A 24,894-nucleotide genomic window follows, 5' to 3' on the forward strand; every position below is an offset into this window, starting at 1 on the left:
TTTCTGCGGGGGCGAGCCGCCGGGGAGTTACCGCCTCAGCTTACGGTCACCTCAGGAGAACCGCTGGCAGATGCATCCGCGCCGCGCATGTTTTCGGCGAGTCGCATGGCCTCTTCGATCAGCGTCTCGACGATCAGGGCCTCCGGAACGGTCTTGATCACCTCGCCCTTGACGAAGATCTGACCCTTGCCGTTGCCGGAGGCCACCCCGAGGTCGGCTTCACGCGCCTCGCCCGGACCGTTGACGACGCAGCCCATCACCGCGACGCGCAGCGGCACGTCGAGGCCGTCCAGACCGGCCGACACCTCGTTGGCCAAGGTGTAGACGTCGACCTGGGCGCGCCCGCACGACGGGCAGGACACGATCTCCAACCCGCGGGGCCGCAGGTTCAGCGACTCCAGGATCTGGGTGCCGACCTTGACCTCTTCGACCGGCGGCGCCGACAGCGACACCCGGATGGTGTCGCCGATGCCGCGAGACAGCAGCGCGCCGAATGCGACGGCGGACTTGATCGTGCCCTGGAACGCCGGGCCGGCCTCGGTGACCCCGAGATGCAAAGGGTAGTCACACTTTTCGGCCAGCATCTCGTAGGCGGCCACCATCACGACCGGGTCGTTGTGCTTGACGCTGATCTTGATGTTGCCGAAGCCGTGCTCCTCGAACAGCGAGGCCTCCCACAGCGCGGACTCGACCAGAGCCTCGGGGGTGGCCTTTCCGTACTTGTCCATGAAGCGGTTGTCCAGCGAGCCGGCGTTGACGCCGATGCGGATCGGGATGCCCGCCGCGCCGGCGGCTTTGGCGACCTCGGCCACCCGGCCGTCGAACTCCTTGATGTTGCCGGGGTTCACCCGCACCGCCGCGCACCCGGCGTCGATCGCGGCGAAGATGTACTTCGGCTGGAAGTGGATGTCGGCGATCACCGGGATGTTGCTGTGCTTGGCGATTTCGGCCAGCGCGTCGGCATCCTCCTGGCGCGGACACGCCACCCGCACGATGTCGCAGCCCGCGGCGGTCAGCTGGGCGATCTGCTGCAGCGTGGCGTTCACGTCGTGGGTCTTGGTGGTGCACATCGACTGCACCGAGATCGGATAGTCGCTGCCCACGCCGACATCGCGCACCATCAGCTGGCGGGTCTTGCGCCGCGGCGCCAGGGTGGGCGCGGGAGGGGCGGGCATGCCCAGGCCGATGGACATTGACTCTCCTACTGGAACAACCGGATCGGATTGACCAGGTCGGCGGTCACGGTCAACAGCATATAGCCGACCACCACGACCAGGATGACGTAGGTGGCGGGCATCAGCTTCATGTAGTTCACCGGGGCGGCGGCGACCATGCCGCGAGCTGACCGGATCATGTTGCGAATCTTCTCGAACACCGCGATGGCGATGTGGCCGCCGTCGAACGGCAACAGCGGCACCAGGTTGATCGCGCCGAGCACGAAGTTGAGCTGGGCCAGGAAGAACCAGAAGGCGACCCACAGCCCGTGGTCGACGGTGTCGCCGCCGATGATGCTGGCCCCGACCACGCTGATGGGCGTTTCGGGGTCACGTTCGCCGCCGCCGATCGCGTGCACCAGCGCCCCGACCTTCGTCGGGATGGAGATCAGCGACTTGCCGAGTTCGACGGCCAGGTCGCCGGTGAAGGTGAAGGTGGCCGGAATCGCGGTCAACGGGTTGTACTGCGTCGGGCCGAAGGTGGCGGCCCCGACGCCGATGGCACCCACCGTGGCCGGGGCGCTCTCCTTGCTGCCGTCCTTCTTGGCCACCCAACGCTGGGTGGGCGTGACGTCGACGACGATGGCCATCGCCACGGTCGTGCCGTTCTGGTTGCGTTCGATGACGAACGGCGTGGGGCCGGAGGCCTTCTGCACCGCGGCCACCATCTCGCCGAAGTTCTTGACGTCGGTGCCGCCCACCTTGACCACGGCGTCACCGGCCTGGATCCCGGCCATCGCCGCGGGTCCGGCACCGGTGCAGTCACCGAGCTTGCCCTTGGCGACTTCGGCCTTCACACAACCGGTTTCACCGACGATGGCCTTGGTGGGCGGGTGCAGGTTGGGCAGGCCCCACGCCACGGCGATCCCGTAGATGAGGACCAGGCCGATGATGAAGTTCACGCCGGGGCCGGCGAACAGCACCGCGACGCGTTTCCAGGTCTTCTGCTTGTACATCGCGTAGGGCTCTTCGTCGGGCTTGAGCTCCTCGATGGAGGTCATGCCGGCGATGTCGCAGAAGCCACCGGCCGGGACGGCCTTGAGACCGTATTCGGTGTAGCCGAGCTTGTTGGGCCGAAGCGTCGACCACACGGTGGGCCCGAAGCCCACGAAGTAGCGGCGGACCTTCATCCCGGTGGCCCGGGCCACCCACATGTGCCCGCATTCGTGCAGGGCCACCGAGACGAGAATGGCCAGCGCGAACAGCACGACGCCGATAACGAACATCATCGGATTGACGCGACCTCCTGTGTGACGGCGGCGCGGGCGCGTTGCCGAGCCCAACGCTGCGCGTCAAGTACTTCTTCCACGGTAACCGGTTCTGCCGTCCACTGGTCGGCGGCGTGCAGGACGTCGGCGATTGTTCGCACAATGGCCGGGAACCGGATCCGGCCGCTCAGGAACGCCTCGGCGGCCTCCTCGTTGGCGGCGTTGTAAACCGCGGTCAGGCAGCCACCGGTCTGTCCGGCGTGGCGGGCCAGGTCGACGGCCGGGAAGACCGCGGCGTCGAGAGGCTCGAACTCCCAGGTCGAGGCGGTGCTGAAGTCGAAGGCGGCCGCCGCGCCGGCGACCCGGTCCGGCCAGCCCAGGGCCAGCGAGATGGGCAGCTTCATGTCCGGCGGGCTGGCCTGGGCGATGGTCGATCCGTCGGTGTAGGTCACCATGGAATGCACGATCGACTGGGGGTGTACGACGACGTCGATGCGGTCGTAGGGTACCCCGAACAGCAGGTGGGTCTCGATGAGCTCGAGACCCTTGTTGACCAGGGACGCCGAGTTCAGCGTGTTCATCGGCCCCATGTTCCAAGTGGGATGCGCCCCGGCCTGCTCGGGTGTGACGGACTCCAGGTCGGCGGCCGCCCAGCCGCGAAACGGGCCCCCGGAAGCGGTCAGCACCAGTTTGGCGACCTCCTCGGCGGTGCCCGACCGCAGGCACTGGGCCAGGGCGGAGTGCTCGGAATCCACCGGAACGATCTGGCCGGGTTGCGCGGCCCGCAGCACCAGCGGACCTCCCGCCACCAGCGACTCCTTGTTGGCCAGCGCCAACCTGGCGCCGCTGGCCAGAGCGGCCAGGGTGGGCTCCAGGCCCAGCGCTCCCACGAGGGCGTTGAGCACCACGTCGGCCTCGGTGTTCTCGACGAGCCGGGTGACGGCGTCCGGCCCGCAGTAGGTGACGTCCCCCACTCTCTCGGCGGCCGCCGGATCGGCGACGGCGACGTTGGTGACGCCGGTCTCGGCGCACTGGCGGGCCAGCAGGTCGGGGTTTCCGCCGCCGGCGGCCAGGCCGACGACCTCGAACCGGTCCGGGTTGTCGGCGATGACGTCCAGCGCCTGGGTGCCGATCGAACCGGTGCTGCCCAGGATCAGGACCCGGAGACGGTTGGCGGGGCTCACCGTCTCATTGTGCCGCCTTCGGCTTGGCCGCAGCCGCCGTTCTGTTCACGGCCGGATCGGCTGAGCCGGTTGAGGGTCGGTGTGCCAGAATGACCCCAGTTGCCGATCTGAGTCCGACAGGAGCCGCAATGCCCAGCACCGAGGTGGAGCGCTACAACGACGTCGACCCCGCCGACGTGCCGTCGGCCGCCTGGGGATGGAGCAAGATCAAATACCGCGCGTGGTACGCCGTCGGACTGTTCATCGTCGGTTTCCTGCTGCTCATGCTGCGCGGCAACCACGTGGGCCACGTCGAGGACTGGACGCTGGGCGCCTTCGCGCTCCTGGTTCTCGGTGTGATTATCCGCGACTGGTGGGGCCGCCGCCGCGGCTGGCTGCGGTAGTCAGCCCCCGGTAGCCGCCAACTGTCCGCACGCTGCGGCAATCTCGCGGCCGCGGGTGTCCCGCACCGTGCACGACACGCCGGCGGCGCGCACCCGCCGCACGAACTCGCGCTCTGCCGCCTTGGGGCTGGCGTCCCACTGGCTGCCCGGTGTCGGGTTGAGCGGGATCAGGTTGACGTGGGCCAGCGGCCCCAGCGCCCAGTGCAGCATCTTACCCAACAGATCGGCCCGCCACGGCTGATCGTTCACGTCGCGGATCAGGGCATATTCGACGGACACCCGCCGGCCGGTCTGGTCGGCGTAGTAGCGGGCGGCCTCCAGCGCCTCGCCGACCTTCCAGCGGTTGTTCACCGGCACCAGGGTGTCGCGCAATTCGTCGTCGGGGGTGTGCAGCGACAGTGCGAGCGTGACGCCGAGATGCTCGTCGGCCAGCTTGCGGATGGCGGGGGCCAGTCCGACCGTCGACACGGTCACCGACCGGGCGGAGATCCCGAACCCGTCCGGCGGTGCGGTGGTGATCCGGCGGACGGCGGCCACGACGCGTGCGTAGTTGGCCAGCGGCTCCCCCATGCCCATGAACACAACGTTTGATAGGCGTGCGCCACCCGATCCGCCGAACTCGTCGCGCAGCGTCACCGCCGCGGCCCGCACCTGCTCGAGGATCTCGGCGGTGGACAGGTTTCGTGTCAGCCCGGCCTGGCCGGTCGCGCAGAACGGGCAGGCCATTCCGCAGCCGGCCTGCGAGGAGATGCAGACCGTGTTGCGGTTGGGGTAGCGCATCAGCACCGACTCGAAGGTCGTGCCATCATGCGCCCGCCACAACGTCTTTCGCGTCTCACCTGAGTCGCACTCGATCTCCCGCGCCACCGTCAGCAGCTTCGGGAAGAGCGCCTCTGCCACCGTGTCGCGCACCGCGGCAGGCAGATCGGTCATCAGCTGCGGGTCGGCCAGCAGTCGGCCGTAGTACTGCTGGGCGAGCTGCTTGGCCCGAAAAGCCGGCAGCCCCAACTCGGTGACGGCGGCGGCGCGGCCTTCGGCGTCGAGGTCGGCGAAGTGCCGCGGCGGCAGCGCGCGGCGCGGAGCCTCGAAGACCAGCTCTTGTTTCATTACGTCCAGTATCGCTGACCGGCTCAGGCCAGCAGCGTCAGCACGATCCAGCCGGTGACCGCGGACGGCAGCATCGCGTCGATGCGATCCATGATTCCGCCGTGGCCCGGCAGGAGCGTTCCCATGTCCTTGATGCCGAGGTCGCGTTTGACCTGAGACTCGACCAGGTCGCCGAGTACGCCGGTGATCACCAGGAACAACCCGAGCGGCAAGCCGACCCAGGCGGGTTTGTGCAGCAGGAACGTCACCGACAGCACGGCAGCGGTGATACCGAACAGCAGGGAGCCGCCCAGCCCCTCCCAGGATTTCTTGGGGCTGATCGCCGGGGCCAGAAGATGCTTGCCGAACAACACGCCGGCGGTGTAGCCGCCGATATCGGCGAAGACCACGGTGGAGATCACGGTGAACGCCCGGGCGCCACCGTTGTCCTGGAAGACCAGCAGCGCGGTGAAACTAGCGAACAACGGCACCCACGTGGCCAGCAGGACCGTCGCGGCGATATCGCGCAGGTAGTTGACCGGCTGCTCACGCAGCCCATGGCCGACGAGGCGCCACACCATGGCGACCACGATCGTGCCGCCGTAGGCGCCCAGCGTTCCCGCGACCCCCCACGGCCAGGCCAGCCAGATCATCGCCTGACCGCCGACCAGCAGCGGCACGACGGGCATCGCGTAACCGTGTTCGCGCAGCCGGGAGACGACCTCATAGGTGGCGATCGCGATGGCGGTGGCCAGCAGCGGGAACCACCATCTCGGCGCGAACAGCAGGCTGCCGATCGCCATGGCGCCGAGCACGACGCCGACCGCGATCGCGGCGGGCAGATTGCGCCCGGCTCGGGACGTCTTCTTCTCCGGTGCCGCGGAACCGGGAGCGCCGGATTCTGTGTCGGCCACGGGCGACGGTTGCTGGGCGGTCATCAGACCTCCAGCAGCTCGCCTTCCTTGTGCTTGACCAGCTCTTCTATCTGATTCACGAAGGTCGCCGTGGCCTTGTCGAGTTCTTTCTCCGCGCGGCCGACCTCGTCCTCGCCGGCCTCGCCGTCCTTGCGGATGCGGTGCAACTCCTCCATGGCGCGCCGGCGGACGTTGCGCAGCGAAACCTTGGCGTCCTCACCCTTGGCCTTGGCCTGCTTGACCAGATCCCGGCGACGCTCCTCGGTCAGCTGAGGGATCGACACCCGGATGATGTTGCCGTCGTTGGTGGGGTTCACGCCGAGGTCGGAGTTGCGGATGGCGTCCACGATCGCCTTGAGCTGAGATGCCTCGTAGGGCTTGATGACGACCATCCGGGCTTCGGGCACGTTGATGCTCGACAACTGGGTGATCGGGGTCATCGAGCCGTAGTAGTCCACGGAGACCCGCGCGAACATTCCGGGATTGGCCCGTCCGGTTCGGATGGATGACAAGTCGTCGCGCGCGACCGCCACAGCCTTCTCCATCTTCTCTTCGGCGTCGAAGAGAGCCTCTTCAATCATGTGCGCCCTCTCGTCAGGGAAGTCATGAGTGCTCCCTCAGGTCGTGACCAGCGTTCCGATCCTCTCACCCGCGACGGCGCGGGCGATATTCCCGCTGGTCAGCAGGTTGAACACCAGAATCGGCATTCCATTGTCCATGCACAGACTGAACGCGGTGGCATCGGCGACCCGCAATCCGCGGTCGATGACCTCCCGGTGGCTGATCTCGGTGAGCAGCTCGGCCTCGGGGTTCTCCCGCGGATCGTCGGTGAACACACCGTCGACCGCCTTGGCCATCAGTACGACGTCCGCACCGATCTCCAGGGCACGCTGGGCGGCGGTGGTGTCGGTGGAGAAGTACGGCAAACCCATGCCGGCGCCGAAGATCACCACGCGGCCCTTCTCCAGGTGCCGCACCGCACGCAGGGGAATGTAGGGCTCGGCAACCTGACCCATCGTGATCGCGGTCTGTACCCGGGTGACGATGCCTTCTTTCTCCAGGAAGTCTTGCAGCGCTAGGCTGTTCATCACGGTGCCGAGCATGCCCATGTAGTCCGAGCGGGTGCGTTCCATGCCCCGCTGCTGCAGCTGGGCGCCGCGGAAGAAGTTGCCGCCGCCGATCACCACAGCCACCTGGACGCCGCTGCGCACCACCTCGGCGATCTGGCGGGCGACCTGGGCGACGACGTCGGGATCCAGACCGACCGATCCGCCACCGAACATCTCGCCGCCCAGCTTGAGCAGCACGCGCGAATACCGTGGCCGCAGCTCCTCAGACGCCGACGGCTCTTCGCCGTTGATGCTTGCCGTCTCCCCCATCAGACTCCTCGGACTCGTCGGACTCCTGGCATGAGAGTGCCATCCCGGCGCGTCCGGGACGGCACTTCCATCCTGCCTCATCGCCCAATTTCGCGATTTTTCGGGTTCAGGGCCTCTACCAGAGCACACCGATGGCCGCGGCGGTCAGCGCCAGCACGCCCACCGCAGCGAATACCGGGCGGGCAACGGGTGCCTCCGCGCGGCGTTGGCGGGTGAGGCCGATGCCGAGCAGAGCGCCGATGACGACCAGGATGACGAGTTTGACGCCGACCTTCGGGTAGTTGATCACCTCGCCCGCCGGCCACGGCGCGGCGAGTGCGACACCGGTCAGAAACGAGATCAGGATCCCGTAGTTCATGACGGGGGTGAAGCGGAACCGTCGAGCCGCTGCCTCGGCGACCCAGGCTCCGAACAACACAGCGAACCCCACGAGGTGCAGCAGCACGACTACGTTGCGTAGTAGCTCCATACCCTCAGCGTACGTCACCCGACGTGGGCAAACGCCTTCAAACCGGCGTGTCTGCGCCCAGGTGCGCCGAGAGCAGCCAGGCGGGCATCGACTTACGCCCCGGCCCTTCGTCGCGCAGGTCCCGGCCGGCGAAGTTGTCCAGCATCGGCGAGTTGTCGGGCACGTTGGCATGGATGCGGGCGGGCCTGATCTCGTCGATCACCCAGTGCTTCGACACCACCTCGCGCAGTTCATCCTCGGTCACCGGATGGGCGGGCCCGTTGGCCGGCATGCCCTCGGCGTTGAAGACCAGCACGAAGTAGGATGCTCCCGGCGCGGCTGCCCGCACGATCGACCGCTGGTAGCCTTCCCGGGCCTCGATGGGCATCGAGTGGAACAACGTGGAGTCCACAATCGTCCCGAATCGCCCGTCGTAGCCGCCGAAGTCACTGATGTCGGCGACGCCGAAGGTGGCGTTGGCCAACCCGAGCCTGGCCGCCTCGGCGCGGGCGAGGTCGATGGCCGTCGGCGACATGTCCAGTCCGACGGTGGTGAATCCGCGCTTGGCGAGGTACATCGACACCGCCGCCTCGCCGCAGCCGGCGTCGAGGACGTCGCCGTGGAACTTGCCCTGTTCGATGAGCACGGCGATCTCCGGCTGCGGCTCCCCGATGCTCCACGGGGGCCGGAAGCCCTCAAACTCGGGGGCCGCGCCCCGGTAGGCCGAATCGAAGAGATCTTCAGGAGTAGTCATGATTACTGGATATCAATCCGCTTGATATATGTCAATATGCTTGACATGGTTGCCGCGCACAAGGAGCCGATCGGGTATTTGCTACACCAGCTCGCCTCAGCACTGCGCGCCGAAGTGACGTCCGGGGTGTTGGAGCCGCTGGGTCTGACCTTCCCGCAATACATCTGTCTGCGGGTGCTCAGCAAGCTCGGCGACCGGTCCAACGCCGAGCTCGCCCGCGATACCGGGGTCTCTCCGCAGGCGATGAACATGGTGCTGCGCAGCCTCGAGGAACGCCATCTGGTGGCGCGGCCGTCGACAGTTGATTCGGGCCGCTCGCTGCCCGCGTCGCTGACACGAAGCGGCCGAGACCTGCTGGCGCGCACCGACGCTGGGGTCAAGGACGCCGAGCAGCGGCTGCTGGCGAAGCTGAGCGCCGAGCAGCGGCGAGAATTCCGGACAATCCTCGCCGTGCTCGGTTCTCAATGATGGCTGTGGCACCGGCGGCGAACTTCTCCGCCGGGTTGTACTTCGATTCCTTTGCTCGAGAAACTTTGGACGGCTTCTCGAAGAATCACGCGATGACCTTCAATCACTCGGCTACTACACGCCGGTACCGCTGATCTGGCCCGACTCGTACACCACCTCGGTGGACGCCTGCCAGGGTTTCGCGATCTGCTTGGCCAGCAAGGACTGCTACCGGGACTCGGTCCTGTCCACTACCATGGCTTGCCTCGAACTGAACGAGCCGCGTGGTCTGCTGGCGGCGAGGTTTGGGCCCGGCTTCGCCCGGCGGTCTTCCCTCGATGGCAATTCACCGCCCACCCGTCAGGGCGTTAACCGTTGTTAGCATTGGCGCTAGCCGGCGGCGGCGCGAGGGTTCCGGGCAGAAGCAAGCGCCGGCTCATGTGGTCACCGAAGAGGAGGAGACGGTGAGCGGAGCGATCGTTACTCAACGGACTCGGGGCGGCGAACGTCGTGAGCGGATTCTGGCCGCGGCCGCCGAGCTCATCGCCGCGCGGGGATATCACGCCGTGTCGATGACGGATCTCGGTGTGGCGGCTGGAATCGTGGGACCGGGAATCTATCGACATTTCGAAAGCAAGGCCGCAGTGCTCACGTCGCTGTTCGAGCGGGTGATCGACGCGCTGTTGGAGCGGGCCTCGACCATTGTCGACCAGGCTCGCGATGAGCGCGAGGCGTTGACCGGACTGGTCGCAGACCATGTCTCGCTGGTGATCAACGACCGGGAGCTGGCCATCGTCTATTACCGCGAGTTGCACAACTTGTCCGATGAGCAGCGACGCCGCCTACGTCGCAAGCAGCGACTCTATCTCGAGGAATGGGTGCACGTGGTGGCGGAGTTGCGGCAGGAACTCGACGAGGCCGAAGTCCGCGCGGTGGTGCACGGCGCGATCGGCGCGATCCAGTCGATCCTTCAGTACCGCGAGACCGGTTTGGCCCCCGATCGGGTCGCTGTTCGGCTGGCCGCCATGGGACACGCGGTCCTCGGAATAGCAGCCATTGACGGACATGCGTTGATCGTGAATCGTGAGTAACATTTCTGCGTGGTGAGGGTGCGCGCCGCGACCGCGACAGGAGGAACAGTCATGGCCGAGGCACCGGGGGCCGTCCAGCGGCAGGCCTGGGCCGACGGCGTGTTGCCCCCAGTCGAGCAGGTGCGGCCGGGGTTGTGGTCGATCCCGGTGCCGATCCCGGACAATCCGCTGCGATACGTGTTGGTGTATGCCTTCGAGCTGCCTGACGGGGTCGCCATCGTCGATGCCGGCTGGGACACCGACGAAGCGTGGACGGCGCTCGTAGCGGGACTGACCAAGGCCGGATGCGACATCACGGACGTCTCCGCGGTGCTGATCACCCACATACACCCCGACCACTACGGATTGGCTGGGCGGGTGCGCGAGCAATCCGGAGCATGGGTCGGGGTGCATCCGGCAGATGCCGCTGTGTTGCCCGCCCGCTACGGCGAGGTAGAACCGCTCTTGACGAGCATGCGGGACCTCCTGGTGGACTGCGGAGTGCCCGAGACCGAGTTGAACGAACTGGGCTCGGCGTCGCTCGGAATCCGGCAGTTCGTCCGGCAGGCCGAACCCGATCGGTTCATCGACGATGGCGATCGGCTCCCGTTGCCGGGCTGGAACCTGCGCGCGATCTGGACGCCCGGCCATTCGCCCGGGCATCTCTGCTTCGTGGAGCCCGACCGCAGGCTGATGCTGACCGGCGATTGTGTATTGCCGCGGATCACCCCGAACATCTCCGTGCATCCCCAGCAGGCTGCCAATCCCCTCGCTGACTTTCTCGCCTCGCTGGCCAAATTGCGTGGTTATCAACCCAACGAGGTGCTTCCCGCCCATGAGTACCGCTTCGACGCATTCACACCTCGGCTGGACGAACTCGTCGCCCATCACCGCACGCGCCTTGGTGAGATCGAACGCGTGGTGGCCGACTCCCCTGGGGCAACCTGCTGGCAGATCACCACCCAGCTCGGGTGGTCGCGCCCCTGGGCTCAAGTACCCAACTTCATGCGCCGGGCAGCCAACGGTGAAACACTGGCCCACCTGGCGCTTTTGGCGGCCGAGCACCGCGTCCAACGGACGCGGGACACCGTCACCACATGGTGGCCCAAACAGCGATGACCCGCAATCCCCTGCGCCTGCGGACTCGGCACGGTGCCTTGACAGGCAGCGCCTGTGTCTGTGGATTCACCGCGAACTCGGCGACTCGACCGGTCGTCAGGTCGCCGTTCGATTTACCCGCGTCGCTTCGATTTACGGAAACTGGCCGCCGTGGCTACCCGTATACGGCCACCACGACGGTGCGGTCGAAACTGTTTTCCGACCACACGCCGATGTGGGTGTGGTCGCAATCGGACATGATGGCGAAATAGGCGGGGTTGTAATACCACTGGTTAATCAATTCCACACCGCTGATCGCCAGGGCAGAGTTGACCGCCACCGTTTCCGCCACCTGACCCTGGAAACCGGCCGCCTTGGCGCGGTCTTGCGGCGTCGAACCGTCAGACCCGATATCACCGCCGAGGTCCCGATTGCTCAGCACATCCCTGGCGTGCCACTCGGCGGCAAGTTGAAGTTGCGGATTGATCTTCACGTCGTTGGTGCAGCCCGCCTGGTGCTGAATGGTGTACACGTTGGCGACAACCGCGTCGTTGAGTCGTTTGTTGTCGCCCTGCGCGATCGGCACGCCAACCACAGCGCCGACGGCGACGCTCACCACGGCCGGCACAGTCATCAGCAAAAGCCGCATGTTAGATCTCCTCGACGTCAGCCGTCGTCACCCGGCGGGGGCCGGTAGTGTGCCGCCGAATTCCTGAGCTGCCAAATCAACGCCGCACACCGTTCACCGGCCCACTGTGCAGCTGCGGCACGGTTGCCCTACGAATAGTGGTTGTCATGCAGCATGATTGGATGTATGGCGATGCGTGGGCGACCGAGAGTCGAGCTGGTGTTGACCGACGGGGAGCGTGAACAGCTGGTTCGGTGGTCACGGCGGGCGAAGTCGTCGCAGGCGTTGGCGTTGCGATCGCGGATCATCCTGGCCTGCGCGGAGGACACTAGTCCTCGTGACGTTGGTGGTCAGCTGCGGAAGGAAACCGCGGAGGGCGGCGATCCTTGATGGCGGACACGCCCTCGACCACATCTTCGTCGAAGAAATTCAGCATCTCAAGCGCCAGTGAGGCCTCGAAAATCGGGCCCGCGTTTCGCACCCAGTGGTTCAACGCCCGTTTGGTCCACCTGATGGCGTGCTGCGGGCCACGAGCCAGTTTTTGAGCCACCTCAAGGGCGGTGGGCAGGACGTCCTCGCGCGGACGGCACAGGCTGACCAAGCCGATTCGCTCGGCCTCTTTCCCGTCAATGAAATCTGCGGTCAGCAAATAATACTTGGCCTTGGCAAGGCCACACAGAAGAGGCCAGATGATTGCGGCATGGTCGCCGGCACCAACCCCGAGCCGTAGATGGCCGTCGGTGAGCCGGGCGTCCTCGGCGATGACCGAAACGTCAGCCATCAAAGCCACCGCCAGTCCCGCACCGACGGCTACCCCGTTGATCGCCGAGATGATTGGTTTGTCGCAATTCGCGATGTTGTAGACGATGTCGCGCGCCTCGACCATAGTCTCGGCGACTTCCGAGAAGTTGTTCGCCTGATCGCGCACCATGTCGAGGTCACCCCCCGCGCAAAAAGCCTTGCCAGCGCCGGTGACAACGGCGACCCGAGTTTGCGAGTCGGTGCCGACGTCCAGCCACACCTTGCTCAACTCCCAGTGCAACCGCTTGTTGGCGGCGTTCAGCCGGTCAGGGCGATTGATGGTGACCTGCAGGATGCCCTCACCGGGGCGGTCGAACGTGAGGTGCTGGTACTGGTCGTAGCTGCTCATCTGATCCTTACCTTTCTTGAAGGGTGTTTGGGGCCGTCGGCCTTACGCTTCGAATCACCGTCCGCCCAGATCGCCATCCGCACCGGCCCCGCCTCCCGCACCTACCATGACCGCAAGCGAACCGAAGGCAAAACCCACGCCCAAGCCGTCATCGCCCTGGCCCGCCGACGCCTCGACGTGCTGCGGGCCATGCTCCGCGACCACGCCGCCTACCAACCCACCACTACAGCCGCGGCGGCTTGACAACGTCATTGAGAATCTCCTTGATCAGACAGTCGGCGTCGGGTTTCGGAGACCGTCGAGGTTGAAAGTGAGCAGGGAGCGTGCGGCGGGTCCCTGTTCGGTGTGACAGTCGACGGCGACGGTGGCGGTCTGCACGGTGTCGTGTTGGTCGACTGCCAGCACCCGCCCGTCGGTCCGGAGCGTGTCGCCGGCGCACACCGGGGCGATCATCTGCAGTTGCCGGTGAGCAAGCCAGGCCTGCGGGCCGGCCCACGCCTTCCCTACCCGGTCCACCAAGCCGTGGAAGAACATCGTGTTCAAGTAGACATCGCGGGCACCCTGCTCGTTGGCGTAGGCCTGGTCGTGATGACCGCGGAAGAAGTCGCGGGTGGCGGCCGCGTCGAGTACGCACCGCGTGACGGTGACCGGCATCCTCACTTCAGGCAAAACCTCGACGGGCTCAGCGCCAGGTTGTTCGGCCGGGCCCGATCGTCGCTGAGGTGTTCCGCCCGCCCCGACGGTGTAGCGGAACAGCACGTTCTCGTTGGTCGCCACGAGGACGCCGTGTTGATTTCGGCATTCACTGCGCGTGCTCACAAAATGACCGACCCCCAGCGTGGTTCGCTTCTGGCCGGAGATCGACTCCACCCGCTCGGTGTAGACGAGCCGGTCCCCGACCCGCATCGGGGCGAAAAACCGGCTATCGGTCGAGACGTTGATCAGCGAAGTGCCCGGCAGCGGCACCTCCAGCGCCAGCACCGGCGCGTGCTCGGGCTTTTGCCGCGGGTTCCACGGCAGCGGGAACGCCCACACCATGAGCATGCCCGGCGGCGAGATCAGGGCCCCGTATCTCGTCGTCGCGGCCTCGTTATCCCAGTAATTCTCGTCGGCATCCTCTACCAGGGCACAGAAGTAGGCGATCTGGGCTTCGTTGACTGGGAACGGCGCTTGGCTGGTCACTTCACGACCCACCCAGGCCGCGGCCTCTTCGGCCGGCCCAGTGACCACGTAGCTGAGCGCATCAGCGCAGTTGACGCTCATCAGCGCGTGGACCCGATCGGGCGGAACTGCGGAATCGCGAGTTCGCCCCGTGGTTCGAACGTGACCTCGACCGGTGTGCCAACCTCAACGTCCTCCGGCGAACAGTCGACCACGTTGGCCATCATTCGCGGGCCTTCTGACAATTCGATGACGGCCAGCACGTAGGGTACCTCGAAGGCCGCCGACGGGGGCTGGTACACCACGGTGTAGGTGAGCACCGTCCCTCGCCCCGAGGGTTGTTCCCACGCCAGATCGGTTCCCCAGCAATACGGGCACCAGCGGCGGGGATGGTGGTGAAACCGTCCGCAGGCGCGGCAGCGCGGCAGCACGAACCGGCCCGCCGCCGCTTCCTGCCAGTAGACCGCCGTGCACGCGGTCAGCGCGGGAACCGGTGGGGTTGTCACGGTGTCCTTCCCAGCAGAACCGTCGAGTGGTCGGCCATCACGCCGCCGTAGGTGTGAACCAGCGCGATCTCAGCGTCCACTTGGCGGCCTTCGGCTTGGCCCATCACTTGACGTGCGCCCTCGACGAGCATCGACATGCCCGAAGCGTCGCCGGTGTGCCCGAAAGACAGCAACCCACCGTAGGTGTTGACCGGCAGATCGCCGCCCGGGGCGCCGCGACCGTCCAGGAAGAAGTGGCCTCCTTTGCCCGGCTCGACCAGGCCGGTCTCCTCCACCAGCAAGATCGGGTTAATGGTGAACGCGTCGTAGAGTTCGGCGAGGTCCACATCGGATGGGGACACGCCCGCCATGTCGAATGCGGCACGCGCGGAAACGCCCGCGCCCATCGTGGCGAAGTCGCTGGCGTGGCTGATGTTGCCGTGGTCGTGGAACTCCCCAAAGCCGAGCAGATAGGCGGGTTGTCCGGTGAGTTCGCGCGCCCGCTCGCCGCTAGTGACCAGGAACGCCGCGCCTCCCTCGCACGGCACCGAGCAGTCCAGCAAGTTGAACGGCCACGCGATCGGGCGTGAATCCAGCACCATCTCGATGGTGAGCGGGCCGGCGTCACGCATCAGGGCGTCGGGGTGTCGCAGCGCCCAGTCGCGGCTGCAAACCGCAACCGCCGCCAGGGCGTCCCGCGATGTACCACGTTCGGCCATGTGCCGGGTGGCCGCCAGCGCGTACAGCGCCGGAATGAAGCTGCCATAGGGATACTCGAAATCGGGGTGGCTGATCATGCGTGCCATGGCGTCCGCGCCGCCCCTGCCCACCTTGGGAAACTTGCCGGCCCCGATGCACAGCACCGCGTCGGCAAGGCCCGCGCCGATCGCGAGCGCAGCACGCGAGGCCATGATCGTGTAGGTCGCGCCGCCCGCGTTGATCGTCTCGCAGAACCGCGGGCGAATCCCCAGGGCGTCGTTGAGCCGTTCGTGGACGAAGATGTCGGCGCCATGGCCCGCGGCCATGCCCGCCGGGCACACCAGCAGACCATCGACGTCGTCGGGCCCAACATGAGCGCCCTCCAAAAATCGGCGCAGCACCAGTTCGGGCATGCCCGCAGCGTCCTCGTCCGGATATCGCCCGGGGCGCAATTCCTCGACCGCTGCGATGGCGGGACGGCCGTCTAGGGCACGCCAACTCATGACAACCTCCTACTCACCCAGAAACCGATACGCCACCGGCCTTGCGAGAAACTGTCGAGCGTCGCGCTCGCCGTCCCAGCCAGGGGCAATCGCGATTCGCGTGCAGGAATGGCCTCCACCGAGGACCCCGCCGTCAGTAGGACTTGGGCAGGCCCAGGCTGTGCTGGGCGACGAAATTGAGGATCATTTCGCGGCTGATCGGCGCGGTGCGCATCAGCCGGGCCGGCCCCCACAACGTCGCCAGCCCATATTCGGTGGCCATTCCATTGCCCCCGTGGGTCTGGATCGCCTGATCCAGCGCCAGAATCCCCGCCTCCGCTGCGGCGTACTTCGCCATGTTGGCAGCTTCTCCCGCACCGGAACTCCCGGCATCGTGCAGCTCGGCCGCCCGCTGGGTCATCAACCGCGCCAGCTCCACCTGAATCTTGGCGTGCGCCAGCGGATGCGCCACGCCCTGATGCGCCCCGATCGGGGAATTCCACACCTGGCGTTCCCGCGCGTAGGCGCACGCCTTGTCCAGAGCGTAGCGACCGATCCCGGTGCCCAAAGCCGCGCCCATGATCCGCTCCGGGTTCAGCCCCATAAACACCTGGCGCAGTCCGTCGTCCTGCGCCCCGACAAGGGCGTCGGCGCGCACCCGCACATCGTCGAAAAACAGCGTGAACTGCTTCTCCGGGGTGACAGCCTGCACCGGGATGAGTGTCTTCTGCAGCCCGGCAGCATCAGTGGGCACCACCACCAGCGACAGCCGCCCGCGGCCCCGCTCGTCGGTGCCGGTCCGGGTCACCACCAGGACCGCCTGGGCCTCATCGACCCCGGAAATGTAGTACTTGGTACCACGCAGCACCCACTCGTCGCCGTCACGCCGCGCGGTCGTGGCGATGTTATGCGAATTAGAACCCGCGTCCGGTTCGGTGATCGCAAACGCCATGATCATCTCACCGCTGGCGATCCCGGGCAGCCAACGCTGCTTCTGCTCCTCGCTACCGAACGCCTGAATGATCGTGCCGCAGATCGCCGGCGACACCACCGTCATCAGCAACGGACAACCGGCGGCGGCCAACTCCTCACCCACGGCGTGCAATTCATAAATACCGCCGCCGCCGCCGCCGTACTCCTCGGCGATGTTAGCGCCCAAAAACCCCTGCTTGCCGATCTCCTGCCACAGCTCGGTGGACTTCTCCCCCGCCAACGACTTGCTCAAGTAGTACTCATGACCATACGACCGCGCAATCGCCGCGACCGCAGCCCGCAAGTCCCGCCGTTCCTCGCTCTCGCAAAGCTCCATCCCACCTGTCCCTTTCGGTTTAGCCCGAGTTCCGTGCGACACCATCTGCGCCCGGTGAACGACGGGTTGCAGCCGCGACCCCTCGGCGTCGACTGCCGAGTGGTGCCGACGAATCGGCCCCATCATGCGGCGGCGCAGTAGCATGCACTCCGCGATTACACGTTAATGGCCATTAACAGCGCGGCGCAAGTCACCGACAGTCAGCGTCACACCGCGGGCCCGTTTGCCGCCGTCGTCTCCGAGTCGGCCCAAGGCAAGCGACTGACTGACAGTTAGGTCTGGAAATATCCTTGGTACTGGTCACGCAGCATATTCTTTTGCACCTTACCCGTCGCGGTGCGGGGCATCTTGTCGGTGAAGATCACCGCCTTCGGGACCTTGAACCCCGACAGCCGGCGGCGCGCCGCAACCAGCACGTCATCCTCGGTGAGGTCGGCACCCGGTTTGAGGGTGACGATCGCTACGATCGCCTCGGTCCATCGCTGGTGCGGCAATCCGACGACGACCACCTCCTGGATACGGGGCTCCCCTTCGTAGAGCGCCTTTTCGACCTCGATGGAGGCCACGTTCTCACCGCCGGTCTTGATCACATCCTTCTTGCGGTCGGCGAACCACAGCAGTCCGTCGGCATCGAAGCGCCCGATGTCGCCGGAATGGAACCAACCGTGCGCGAACGCCTCAGCGGTGGCCTCCGGGTTGCGCAGGTAACCCTCCATGGCGTGCGGGCCGCGATAGACGATCTCGCCAACCTCACCACGCGGGAGCAGATTGCCGGCATCGTCCATGATCCCCACCTGAACATTGGGAACCGGCAGGCCCACGGAGCCCGCATGCGAGAGCTGATACTGAGGCGGAAAGACGGTCGTCAGCGGGTTCATCTCGGTCTGGCCAAAACCGAGCGCGAACTCGCAGCCGAATACCTCCATGGCCTTGCGCAGGTCGGTGTCGGGCATCGGCGCCATCGCATACAACGCCAGACGCAGGCTCGACAAGTCGCGCCTGGCAATATCGGGGTGGTCCATCATCGCCCGGTACATCGTCGGCAGCCCGAAGATCTGCGTCACACGTTCTGCCTCGATGGTCGCCATCAGGGCGGCCGGGTCGAACGCGCGCATCAACACCGCGGTGCCGCCGACGTACATCAGCCCGGTGGTGAACCCGTTGAGTTGGGCGGTATGGAACAGCGGCATCATCACCGCTGAGCGGTCCTGCTCGCTCAACCGCAACACCAGGGGGGCAGTGAGTGACTCGATGTAGACCGCGAGATGACTGCTCACCACCCCCTTTGGCGCCGACGTCGTTCCGCTGGTGTAGAGGTAGCTGATCGCGTCGCGGTCGTCGACGAAGCATTCCGGTTCGGTGTCGGAGGCGTCGCCGACGAACTCGCTCATCGCCCGCCACGAATGCGAACCGGCGGATTCCCATTGTGTGCCGGCGCCGGGCGCGACGATCACATCGGTCACCTCGCGTTGTTCGAGGCGGTCTAACGCCGCACCGACGAGTTCGGCCAGTTGGCTCTCCACAACCACCCCTTTGGCGTGGGAATGCTCAAGCACGTAGGCCGTCTCAGACGCGCCCCAAGCGAGGTTGATCGGGACACACACCACTCCGGTCTTGGCACACGCGTAGTAGGTGAGAAGGAACTCGATGCTGTTGCCGCACGCCAGAGCGAGCGCGTCGCCCCGCTGGTAGCCCGCGGCCAACAGCGCGTTGGCCAGCCGATTCACCGCGGCGTTCAGCGCACGATAGGTGAGCCGGCGCTCGCCGTCGACCACGGCTTCGTGCCCGGGGCGCCGCCACGCGGTGCGGGTGAGCATGTCCCCGACGTTGACGCGTGTCACAAGATTCTTCTGCAGATCCACCGCGGTCATCGGAGCTCCTTCCGGCATGGAAAGCAGCTAACGGGGCGGTGCAGTCCCGATGAACTGCGTCCAGCAGTTTGCGTGCAATCCGTGTACCTAGTGTAATGATTATCCATAGCTATTCGTTGAGTCTTGCGAATCCAGACCGCGACGCTCAGCAGCGATCGCTGGGTAGTGGCTGGGGCCGAGTGGGCCGCGAAGTGGAATGCACCTGAAGACACGGATCAAAGGCGGAGGGCGGGCTCATGCCAGGAGTAGACGGACGGGTGGCGATCGTCACTGGGGCGGGCCGCGGCCTCGGTCGCAGCCATGCTCTACGCCTGGCGGCAGGGGGCGCGCTCGTCGTCGCGAATGACCTTGGGGTGAGAAAAGAGGGGGGTGGTGCGAACGCTGCAGCGGCGCAGGACGTCGTGGCGGAGATCCGGGCCGCCGGCGGTGTCGCCGTGCCCGATGACCACGACATCGCTTCCGAGACCGGCGCGAAGGAGGTGGTCAAATCCGCGCTCGAGGCCTTCGGCCGGCTAGACATCGTCGTCAACAACGCGGGCATCCTGCGAGACGCGACGTTCCACAAGATGAGTGTGCAGCAGTGGGAGGCCGTCCGCCAGGTGCACCTGGATGGAACCGCGCTTGTGACCCGCGCGGCTTGGCCCCATTTGCGCGAGCAACGCTACGGCAGGGTCGTCGTAACCTCTTCCGGCGCCGGCCTGTTCGGCAACTTCGGACAAGCCAACTACGCGGCCGCGAAGCTTGGTGTGGTCGGACTGATGCATACGCTCGCACTGGAGGGTGCCCGCTACGGGATTCGGGTCAATGCCATCGCCCCGGTCGCGCTGACCCGGATGACCGCCGGCCTGCTCGACGATGCCAGCGACCTCGACCCGGCCTGGGTATCGGCCGCCGTCGGTTGGTTGTGCGCCGAGGAATGCGATCTGACGGCTGAGATCGTGCGGGTTCACGGTCGCCATTTCAGCCGCGTACGGATCGTCGAATCGCGCGGCGTGGACTTCCCGTCCCCACCATCCGATGATCAAGTCGCGGCCAGATGGGCGGAGATCGCCGACCTGTCTGGCGCACAGGAGGGTCAGGGGGCGGTGGCGACCGCACGCCATGCCGGCTCGGGATGAGCTGGCCAACGGCAATTGATACGCCGACACCGATTGTCAGCTAGCAGGTTGTCAGCTGACAGGTGAAACCCCTCGCGGCTGTCGCCTTGATGCGGTTCACAGTCAGTCCTACTGCAGATTGACCGAGACCAGCAGTCAAGGGGTGCTGCTCAAGGCCGAAGCCTCGGCACCGCCCGATCTCGCCCCTCAACGCTGGCTGGCCAATGCGGTACGCAGACAAGTTCAGTCGGCGACTCCGCGTCACGTTGGGTAGAGCCGCGCCGGCCGTTGCGTTCGCGGGCTCCCCGGCACTGGCACTACTTTCAAAATTGTCGTACTTATCTGATAATAGTTATACTTTAGGACGGCCGATGGCGGTTTTGTAGCCGGGAAATCGCGCTCATCTGGCGCCCCAACGCCGACGCCGCGGCTCCGCGAACGAAAGGACGTGCCCGATGACCACCCCGGAGCTTGACCAGCTCACTGACGCCCAACAGGAACTCGTCGAACGCGCGCGCCATATTGCTCGCGCTGAGCTTCGCCCGCACGCCGCTGAGTGGGACCGCCGCCAAGAATATCCGGAGCGCTCCTACCAGATTCTGCGTGAGAACGGCTTGACCGGGCTCACTGTGCCGACCGAGTACGGCGGTCGTGGCTGGGGGGTATTCGAGGCCTGTCTGGTTCTGGAGGAGCTGGCGGTGGGGTGCATGGCCAGCGCGCTGACGATCCAGATGCAGCTCAACGGACCCCCGCGGGTGATCGCCCGGATGGGTAGCGAACAGCAGCGCAAGCAATACCTGCCCGACGTGGTCGAAGGCACTCGACGGTTCGCCGTCGCGATGACCGAGCCGCACGCCGGGTCGGACGGCACCGCGCTATCCACGACACTAGTCCCTGACGGCGACGACTTTCGGTTGACCGGCACCAAGTGCCACATCACCGGGGCATTGCAGGCCCATACCTTTCTGGTGTTCTGCCGCGCACCCGGGACTAGCGGTCCCGACGGGATAGGTGCGGTGTTGGTGGACGCCGACGTCGAGGGCCTGGGGCCGATCGAAACCGAAGAGAAGATGGGCGGCCGCGGGGTGGCCGAGGGGGTGCTGCGGTTCACTGAGGCTGCAGTCCGGCGTGACCAGGTGATCCTCGAACCGCGGCCCGGCTCGAAAGAAGGCGCGTCGTTCTTGATTCGCCAGTTCAATCCCGAGCGGTGCGGGAACGCCGCGATGTCCATCGGAGTCGCACGCGCCGCGCTGGAGGACGCCATCGAATATGCCAAACAGCGTGAGCAGTTCGGCCGCCCGATCCTGGACTTCCAGGGAATTCAGTGGAAGATCGCCGACATGGCGACCGAATTGGATGCCGCGCGGTTGCTGCTGTGGCGCGCAGCGCGCACCGATGTCGGCGGCTTCCCCGGTATCCGCGAGACCGCGATGGCCAAGCTGTATGCCAACGAGACCGCGGTGCGGGTGTGCAACGAGGCGATCCAGCTACTGGGGCACAAGGGCTACCTCACCCGCTATCCGGTGGAACGGTACTTCCGCGACGTACGCGGAATGGGCATCGGAGGGGGCACCACCGAGATCCTGCGCAACATGATCGCCGCTGAGGTGACCGGCGTGCGCACGAGCCAGCGGCGGTCCTGAGTCGTGAATTTGGGGCTGAGCGCGAGCGCCGAGCACTACCGGGCCGGGCTCAAAGACTGGGTTTCGGCGAACCTGCCGCTGCGGTGGCGTGACATCCCGGTCGGAACAGGAGACGACGAGTCCTACGTCGCGATGCGTCGGGAGTGGGGTCGGCGCCTGTTCGAGGCGGGATGGCTTGCACCACATTGGCCCACAGAGTGCGGCGGCCTAGGGCTTGGGGTGGACGCGCAGCTCGCGTTCGTCGAAACGCTGGTCGAGGCAGGCGCACCGGAGCCGATGAACACCAACGGGATGGGTATCTTCGCCCCTGCGCTGATGCGATTCGGCACCGACGAGCAGCGAAGACGGTATCTGCGCCCGATGCTGTCCCACGACGACATTTGGTGTCAGGGGTTCTCCGAGCCGCAAGCCGGCAGCGACCTGGCGGCGCTGTCCACCCGGGCGGTTCCCGAGGGGGACCACTTGCTCGTGTCAGGCCAGAAGGTGTGGACGTCCAACGCGCTGTTCGCTCAGCGGTGCTATCTGCTGGTCAAGGTTGCCGACTCGCCCGGTACGACGTTGGTCGTGGTGCACATGGACCGCCCTGGCGTCACCGTCAGGCCGCTGCGCAACTTAACGGGCACCAGCGAGTTCTGCGAGGTGTTTTTCGACGAAGTGGTCGTGGATGCCACCGACGTGGTTGGCGATATCGGCGGCGGGTGGCACGTCGCCACCTACGCCTTGGCCCGGGAACGCTCCAGCGCATTGGCCCAGCGGTCGCTGCAACTGACGCGTGAACTGACGCGGATGCTGAGCGCGCTGGGCGATGTCGATCACGACACGGGCGCCGAGAACGCCCTGGTTGATGCGTTCGTGCGCACCCGAGTGGTGGACAGCACCGTTCGCCGGGTATTCGCGCTCAATGCTGATGGAGCGGAGCCTGGGATGCTCGCGCCGATCGCGAAGGTTCTGTGGAGCGAAAGCCATCAGAAGCAACTGGCCACCCTGCTGGAGGCGGCCGGGCCAGAAGTGGCTGGGGCCCACGCTGGGTGGTCGGATTGGACTCGCTCATTGTTGTTTGCCCGCGCCGAAACGATCTATGGCGGCACAAGTGAGATCCAGCGCAACCTGATCGCCAAGGCGCTCGGCCTGCCGAGCGACCGATGACGGAGGGTGGAATGGATTACCGGATCGATGACGAACTGGCGAGGCTGCAGGCCGCGCTGCGGGCGTTTCTTGAGGCGCGGATGCCCGACTTGATTGGGGAGCCGGCCCGGGACACCCGGGCAATTGCGTGGCGGGAGCTGGTGTCGGCCGGATGGCTGGAACACTTCGGCGCGGCAACCGGACCATCCGGTGCGCCAGCGGACTGGGTCGGCGGCGTGCACATTGCCGAAGTGTTCGGAGCGGTCCCAGTGCCCGGACCGGTTGACGTGGTCGCCGGCTACCTGATACCGCTGGCGAACGCCGCCGACATGACCGGGCTGCTCCAGCGACTGCAAACCGGCAGCGTCATCACCGCGGCGCCCCCGGTTCCTCACATATCCGGGCGCGACGGGGACCCGCAACGGCGGCACCGACGTCTCGACGCGGTCCGCGAAGCGAACCGGATCAGGGTCAGCGGAGTGCTGCCGCGGGTTCCGGCCGCCGCCGACGCACAGGCGGTCGTGGTACCGGTCGACCTGGACGGCGAACCAGGGCTCGCTCTCGTGGGCTTCGACCAGGCGGGAGTCGAAGTCGGCGCGTCAACCGGGGTGGACCTGCGTCGGCCCGTCGCAGATGTCCGCCTGCACCAGGCCCTCCTGGAGGCGGCAGCGCTGTACACCCACCCTGACCTGTCGGTGCTAGAGGAGCGCTGCGCGATCCTGTACAGCCTGTTTCTCGATGCAGAGGCAGTCGGTGGCGGCGCCGAGCTGATCGCACGCAGTGTGGACTACTGCACTACGAGAACGCAGTTCGGGCGACCGATCGGGGCGTTCCAGGCGATACGGCATCGGCTCGCCGACGCCGCCAGCGGTGTGGAGGGAGCCCGCTCACTTGTCTACCAGGCGGCCTGGAACGTCGCCGCCGGCGCACCCGGCGCCGTGTGCGACGTTCTGGCCAGCCGACTGTGGGCCTCCGCGGCCTACCTCACGGCCGCCGAGGCCGCCATCCAGTGTCATGGCGGTATGGGATTCACCTGGGACCAGCGGCTGCACCTGTGGTATCGCGCCGCGATCGCCGGTCGGGGCGCCGACAATGTGGCCGGGGCACGTTCAGCGCTCGCCGCACTGCTATACCCCGGCGAACGTCCGGTGCCATCCGCACCGCACGGCGCGCTGGCCGCAGCGGGAAGGACGAGCAAGTGAGCGAACCCGAGGTGCTGTTCGACCGGCCGCGACCTGGCGTCGCGGTTCTCACCCTCAACCGACCAGGTGCGCGCAACTCCCTCGGCTGGCAAACCTGGCACCAGCTGGGCGAGGCAATCGATGAGGTGGCCGACGACGACGACTGTCGCGCGGTGGTACTCACCGGCGCCGGCGGGACGTTTTGCGCCGGCGGCGACGTCAAGACCTCCCCGTCCCGCGGAGCGGGGCTCGGCGCACCCGCGGCGCGGTTGCTGGTCGGACACCGCGTGCTCGACACGCTGCTCAAGTTGCCCAAACCAGTGCTGGCCGCCGTCGAGGGGCCAGCAGTGGGTGCCGGCTGGAGCCTCGCGTTGGCCTGCGACCTGGTTGTAGCGGCCCGCGACGCCGTGTTCGCAGCGCCGTTCGTGGCGCGCGGCCTCGTGCCCGACTGCGGCGCCGCCTGGTTCTTAACCCGGGCGCTGGGCCGGCACCGAGCCGCGGCGCTGCTGTTGAGCGGCGAACGGCTCACCGCGCCGCAGGCCGCTGGCGCGGGTCTGGTCAGTCAACTCGCCGAGCCTGGCGCAGCGCTGACCGTCGCCACCGACCTCGCCGCAAGCCTCGCCCGCGGCCCCGCAGAGGCACTGCGCTTGACCAAAGGCATGATCCGCGGCGCACTCGATGTACCGCTGGAAAGATTCCTCGAACTCGAATGGCTGTCGGCCACCCTCGATCTGACCGGGCCCGACGCTGCCGAAGGCCGCGCAGCCTTTGTCGAGAAGCGCGATCCTGATTTCTCGAAAGGCCGTCGCCCCTCGGCGGAAACCGGGCCAGCGCATCCACCGACCGGCTAGCGCGAGCGGCGCCCGATGCGCGTTCGT

24 protein-coding genes and 2 pseudogenes are annotated in these 24,894 nt (G+C 66.6%); 10 read left to right on the forward strand and 16 right to left on the reverse strand.

Going from position 1 to position 24,894, the window contains the following annotated elements:
* Positions 1 to 35: 35 nt before the first annotated feature.
* From ispG to dxr, 3 genes are read right to left on the reverse strand one after another with little or no spacing between them, the layout of a single operon-like run.
* Positions 36 to 1,193 (reverse strand): flavodoxin-dependent (E)-4-hydroxy-3-methylbut-2-enyl-diphosphate synthase, encoded by a 1,158-nt coding sequence (gene ispG, locus K9U37_RS16575; protein WP_243072617.1) that lies wholly within the window; start codon positions 1,191 to 1,193, stop codon positions 36 to 38.
* A gap of 8 nt (positions 1,194 to 1,201) precedes the next feature.
* Entirely contained in the window at positions 1,202 to 2,443 is a 1,242-nt protein-coding gene (locus K9U37_RS16580) for a M50 family metallopeptidase (RefSeq protein ID WP_243072618.1), read from the reverse strand.
* Complete coding sequence (gene dxr, locus K9U37_RS16585; RefSeq protein ID WP_243072619.1) at positions 2,440 to 3,606, reverse strand: 1-deoxy-D-xylulose-5-phosphate reductoisomerase; 1,167 nt, start codon at positions 3,604 to 3,606, stop codon at positions 2,440 to 2,442. Before dxr ends, K9U37_RS16580 begins: the two co-directional genes overlap by 4 nt.
* A 128-nt stretch (positions 3,607 to 3,734) precedes the next feature.
* Between dxr and K9U37_RS16590 the strand changes: the two genes are divergently transcribed.
* Complete coding sequence (locus tag K9U37_RS16590) at positions 3,735 to 3,989, forward strand: DUF2631 domain-containing protein (protein ID WP_243072620.1); 255 nt, start codon at positions 3,735 to 3,737, stop codon at positions 3,987 to 3,989.
* Here K9U37_RS16590 and rlmN read toward each other — a convergent pair whose 3' ends face one another.
* From rlmN to K9U37_RS16620, 6 genes are all read right to left on the reverse strand, one after another.
* Positions 3,990 to 5,096, reverse strand: a complete 1,107-nt coding sequence (rlmN, locus tag K9U37_RS16595; RefSeq protein WP_243072621.1) for a dual-specificity RNA methyltransferase RlmN — start codon at positions 5,094 to 5,096, stop codon at positions 3,990 to 3,992.
* 23 nt (positions 5,097 to 5,119) lie between these two features.
* Entirely contained in the window at positions 5,120 to 6,013 is an 894-nt protein-coding gene (locus tag K9U37_RS16600) for a phosphatidate cytidylyltransferase (protein ID WP_243072622.1), read from the reverse strand.
* Positions 6,013 to 6,570, reverse strand: coding sequence for a ribosome recycling factor (gene frr / locus K9U37_RS16605; protein WP_243072623.1), 558 nt, complete (start codon positions 6,568 to 6,570; stop codon positions 6,013 to 6,015). Before frr ends, K9U37_RS16600 begins: the two co-directional genes overlap by 1 nt.
* A 36-nt stretch (positions 6,571 to 6,606) precedes the next feature.
* Entirely contained in the window at positions 6,607 to 7,368 is a 762-nt protein-coding gene (gene pyrH, locus K9U37_RS16610) for a UMP kinase (RefSeq protein ID WP_243072624.1), read from the reverse strand.
* A 115-nt stretch (positions 7,369 to 7,483) separates the two neighbouring features.
* The gene (locus tag K9U37_RS16615) at positions 7,484 to 7,837 is read right to left on the reverse strand and encodes a Fe-S protein (RefSeq protein ID WP_243072625.1); all 354 of its coding nucleotides are present in this window, start codon (positions 7,835 to 7,837) and stop codon (positions 7,484 to 7,486) included.
* 37 nt (positions 7,838 to 7,874) lie between these two features.
* The gene (locus K9U37_RS16620; protein WP_243072626.1) at positions 7,875 to 8,570 is read right to left on the reverse strand and encodes a class I SAM-dependent methyltransferase; all 696 of its coding nucleotides are present in this window, start codon (positions 8,568 to 8,570) and stop codon (positions 7,875 to 7,877) included.
* 45 nt (positions 8,571 to 8,615) lie between these two features.
* Between K9U37_RS16620 and K9U37_RS16625 the strand changes: the two genes are divergently transcribed.
* The 3 genes from K9U37_RS16625 to K9U37_RS16635 all read left to right on the forward strand — a co-directional run bounded on the left by K9U37_RS16625 (position 8,616) and on the right by K9U37_RS16635 (position 11,206).
* On the forward strand, positions 8,616 to 9,038 hold the full coding sequence (locus K9U37_RS16625; RefSeq protein WP_243072627.1) for a MarR family winged helix-turn-helix transcriptional regulator: 423 nt from the start codon (positions 8,616 to 8,618) through the stop codon (positions 9,036 to 9,038).
* Between the two features lie 443 nt (positions 9,039 to 9,481).
* Positions 9,482 to 10,108: a TetR/AcrR family transcriptional regulator gene (locus K9U37_RS16630; protein WP_243072628.1), complete on the forward strand. Its 627-nt coding sequence runs from the start codon at positions 9,482 to 9,484 to the stop codon at positions 10,106 to 10,108.
* 51 nt (positions 10,109 to 10,159) lie between these two features.
* Positions 10,160 to 11,206 carry an MBL fold metallo-hydrolase gene (locus K9U37_RS16635; RefSeq protein ID WP_243072629.1) on the forward strand — a complete coding sequence of 349 codons (1,047 nt, stop codon included), beginning with the start codon at positions 10,160 to 10,162 and terminating at the stop codon, positions 11,204 to 11,206.
* Positions 11,207 to 11,363: 157 nt separating this feature from the next.
* Here K9U37_RS16635 and K9U37_RS16640 read toward each other — a convergent pair.
* Together K9U37_RS16640 and K9U37_RS16645 are read right to left on the reverse strand one after the other, a co-directional pair.
* Positions 11,364 to 11,819 (reverse strand): annotated as a pseudogene (locus K9U37_RS16640) (CAP domain-containing protein); the annotation flags it as partial.
* 322 nt (positions 11,820 to 12,141) lie between these two features.
* Positions 12,142 to 12,963, reverse strand: a complete 822-nt coding sequence (locus tag K9U37_RS16645) for an enoyl-CoA hydratase/isomerase family protein (protein WP_243072630.1) — start codon at positions 12,961 to 12,963, stop codon at positions 12,142 to 12,144.
* A 60-nt stretch (positions 12,964 to 13,023) separates the two neighbouring features.
* Here K9U37_RS16645 and K9U37_RS16650 point away from each other — a divergent pair.
* Positions 13,024 to 13,206: pseudogene (locus K9U37_RS16650) on the forward strand (IS110 family transposase); the annotation flags it as partial.
* A gap of 24 nt (positions 13,207 to 13,230) precedes the next feature.
* Here the strand turns inward: K9U37_RS16650 and K9U37_RS16655 are convergent.
* The 5 genes from K9U37_RS16655 to K9U37_RS16675 form a co-directional block, all read right to left on the reverse strand.
* Positions 13,231 to 14,226: an FAS1-like dehydratase domain-containing protein gene (locus K9U37_RS16655; protein WP_243072631.1), complete on the reverse strand. Its 996-nt coding sequence runs from the start codon at positions 14,224 to 14,226 to the stop codon at positions 13,231 to 13,233.
* Positions 14,226 to 14,630, reverse strand: a complete 405-nt coding sequence (locus K9U37_RS16660; RefSeq protein ID WP_243072632.1) for a Zn-ribbon domain-containing OB-fold protein — start codon at positions 14,628 to 14,630, stop codon at positions 14,226 to 14,228. Before K9U37_RS16660 ends, K9U37_RS16655 begins: the two co-directional genes overlap by 1 nt.
* A complete protein-coding gene (locus K9U37_RS16665; RefSeq protein ID WP_243072633.1) occupies positions 14,627 to 15,811 on the reverse strand; it encodes a thiolase family protein in 1,185 nt (394 codons plus the stop codon). The genes K9U37_RS16660 and K9U37_RS16665 overlap by 4 nt, the downstream gene beginning before the upstream one ends.
* A gap of 133 nt (positions 15,812 to 15,944) precedes the next feature.
* Entirely contained in the window at positions 15,945 to 17,099 is a 1,155-nt protein-coding gene (locus K9U37_RS16670; protein ID WP_243072634.1) for an acyl-CoA dehydrogenase family protein, read from the reverse strand.
* Between the two features lie 272 nt (positions 17,100 to 17,371).
* Complete coding sequence (locus tag K9U37_RS16675; RefSeq protein ID WP_243072635.1) at positions 17,372 to 18,970, reverse strand: long-chain-fatty-acid--CoA ligase; 1,599 nt, start codon at positions 18,968 to 18,970, stop codon at positions 17,372 to 17,374.
* A gap of 236 nt (positions 18,971 to 19,206) precedes the next feature.
* Here K9U37_RS16675 and K9U37_RS16680 point away from each other — a divergent pair, with 236 nt between their 5' ends.
* The 5 genes from K9U37_RS16680 (at position 19,207) to K9U37_RS16700 (ending at position 24,867) form a co-directional block, all read left to right on the forward strand.
* Positions 19,207 to 20,088: an SDR family NAD(P)-dependent oxidoreductase gene (locus K9U37_RS16680; RefSeq protein ID WP_243072636.1), complete on the forward strand. Its 882-nt coding sequence runs from the start codon at positions 19,207 to 19,209 to the stop codon at positions 20,086 to 20,088.
* Positions 20,089 to 20,522: 434 nt separating this feature from the next.
* Positions 20,523 to 21,710 (forward strand): acyl-CoA dehydrogenase family protein, encoded by a 1,188-nt coding sequence (locus tag K9U37_RS16685; RefSeq protein ID WP_243072637.1) that lies wholly within the window; start codon positions 20,523 to 20,525, stop codon positions 21,708 to 21,710.
* A gap of 3 nt (positions 21,711 to 21,713) precedes the next feature.
* Entirely contained in the window at positions 21,714 to 22,856 is a 1,143-nt protein-coding gene (locus tag K9U37_RS16690) for an acyl-CoA dehydrogenase family protein (RefSeq protein ID WP_243072638.1), read from the forward strand.
* The gene (locus K9U37_RS16695; RefSeq protein ID WP_272888056.1) at positions 22,853 to 24,037 is read left to right on the forward strand and encodes an acyl-CoA dehydrogenase family protein; all 1,185 of its coding nucleotides are present in this window, start codon (positions 22,853 to 22,855) and stop codon (positions 24,035 to 24,037) included. Before K9U37_RS16690 ends, K9U37_RS16695 begins: the two co-directional genes overlap by 4 nt.
* Positions 24,034 to 24,867, forward strand: a complete 834-nt coding sequence (locus K9U37_RS16700; RefSeq protein ID WP_243072639.1) for an enoyl-CoA hydratase/isomerase family protein — start codon at positions 24,034 to 24,036, stop codon at positions 24,865 to 24,867. The genes K9U37_RS16695 and K9U37_RS16700 overlap by 4 nt, the downstream gene beginning before the upstream one ends.
* The last annotated feature ends 27 nt before the right edge of the window (positions 24,868 to 24,894 follow it).

This window comes from Candidatus Mycolicibacterium alkanivorans, assembly GCF_022760805.1.
GTDB classification, from domain to species: Bacteria; Actinomycetota; Actinomycetes; order Mycobacteriales; family Mycobacteriaceae; genus Mycobacterium; species Mycobacterium alkanivorans.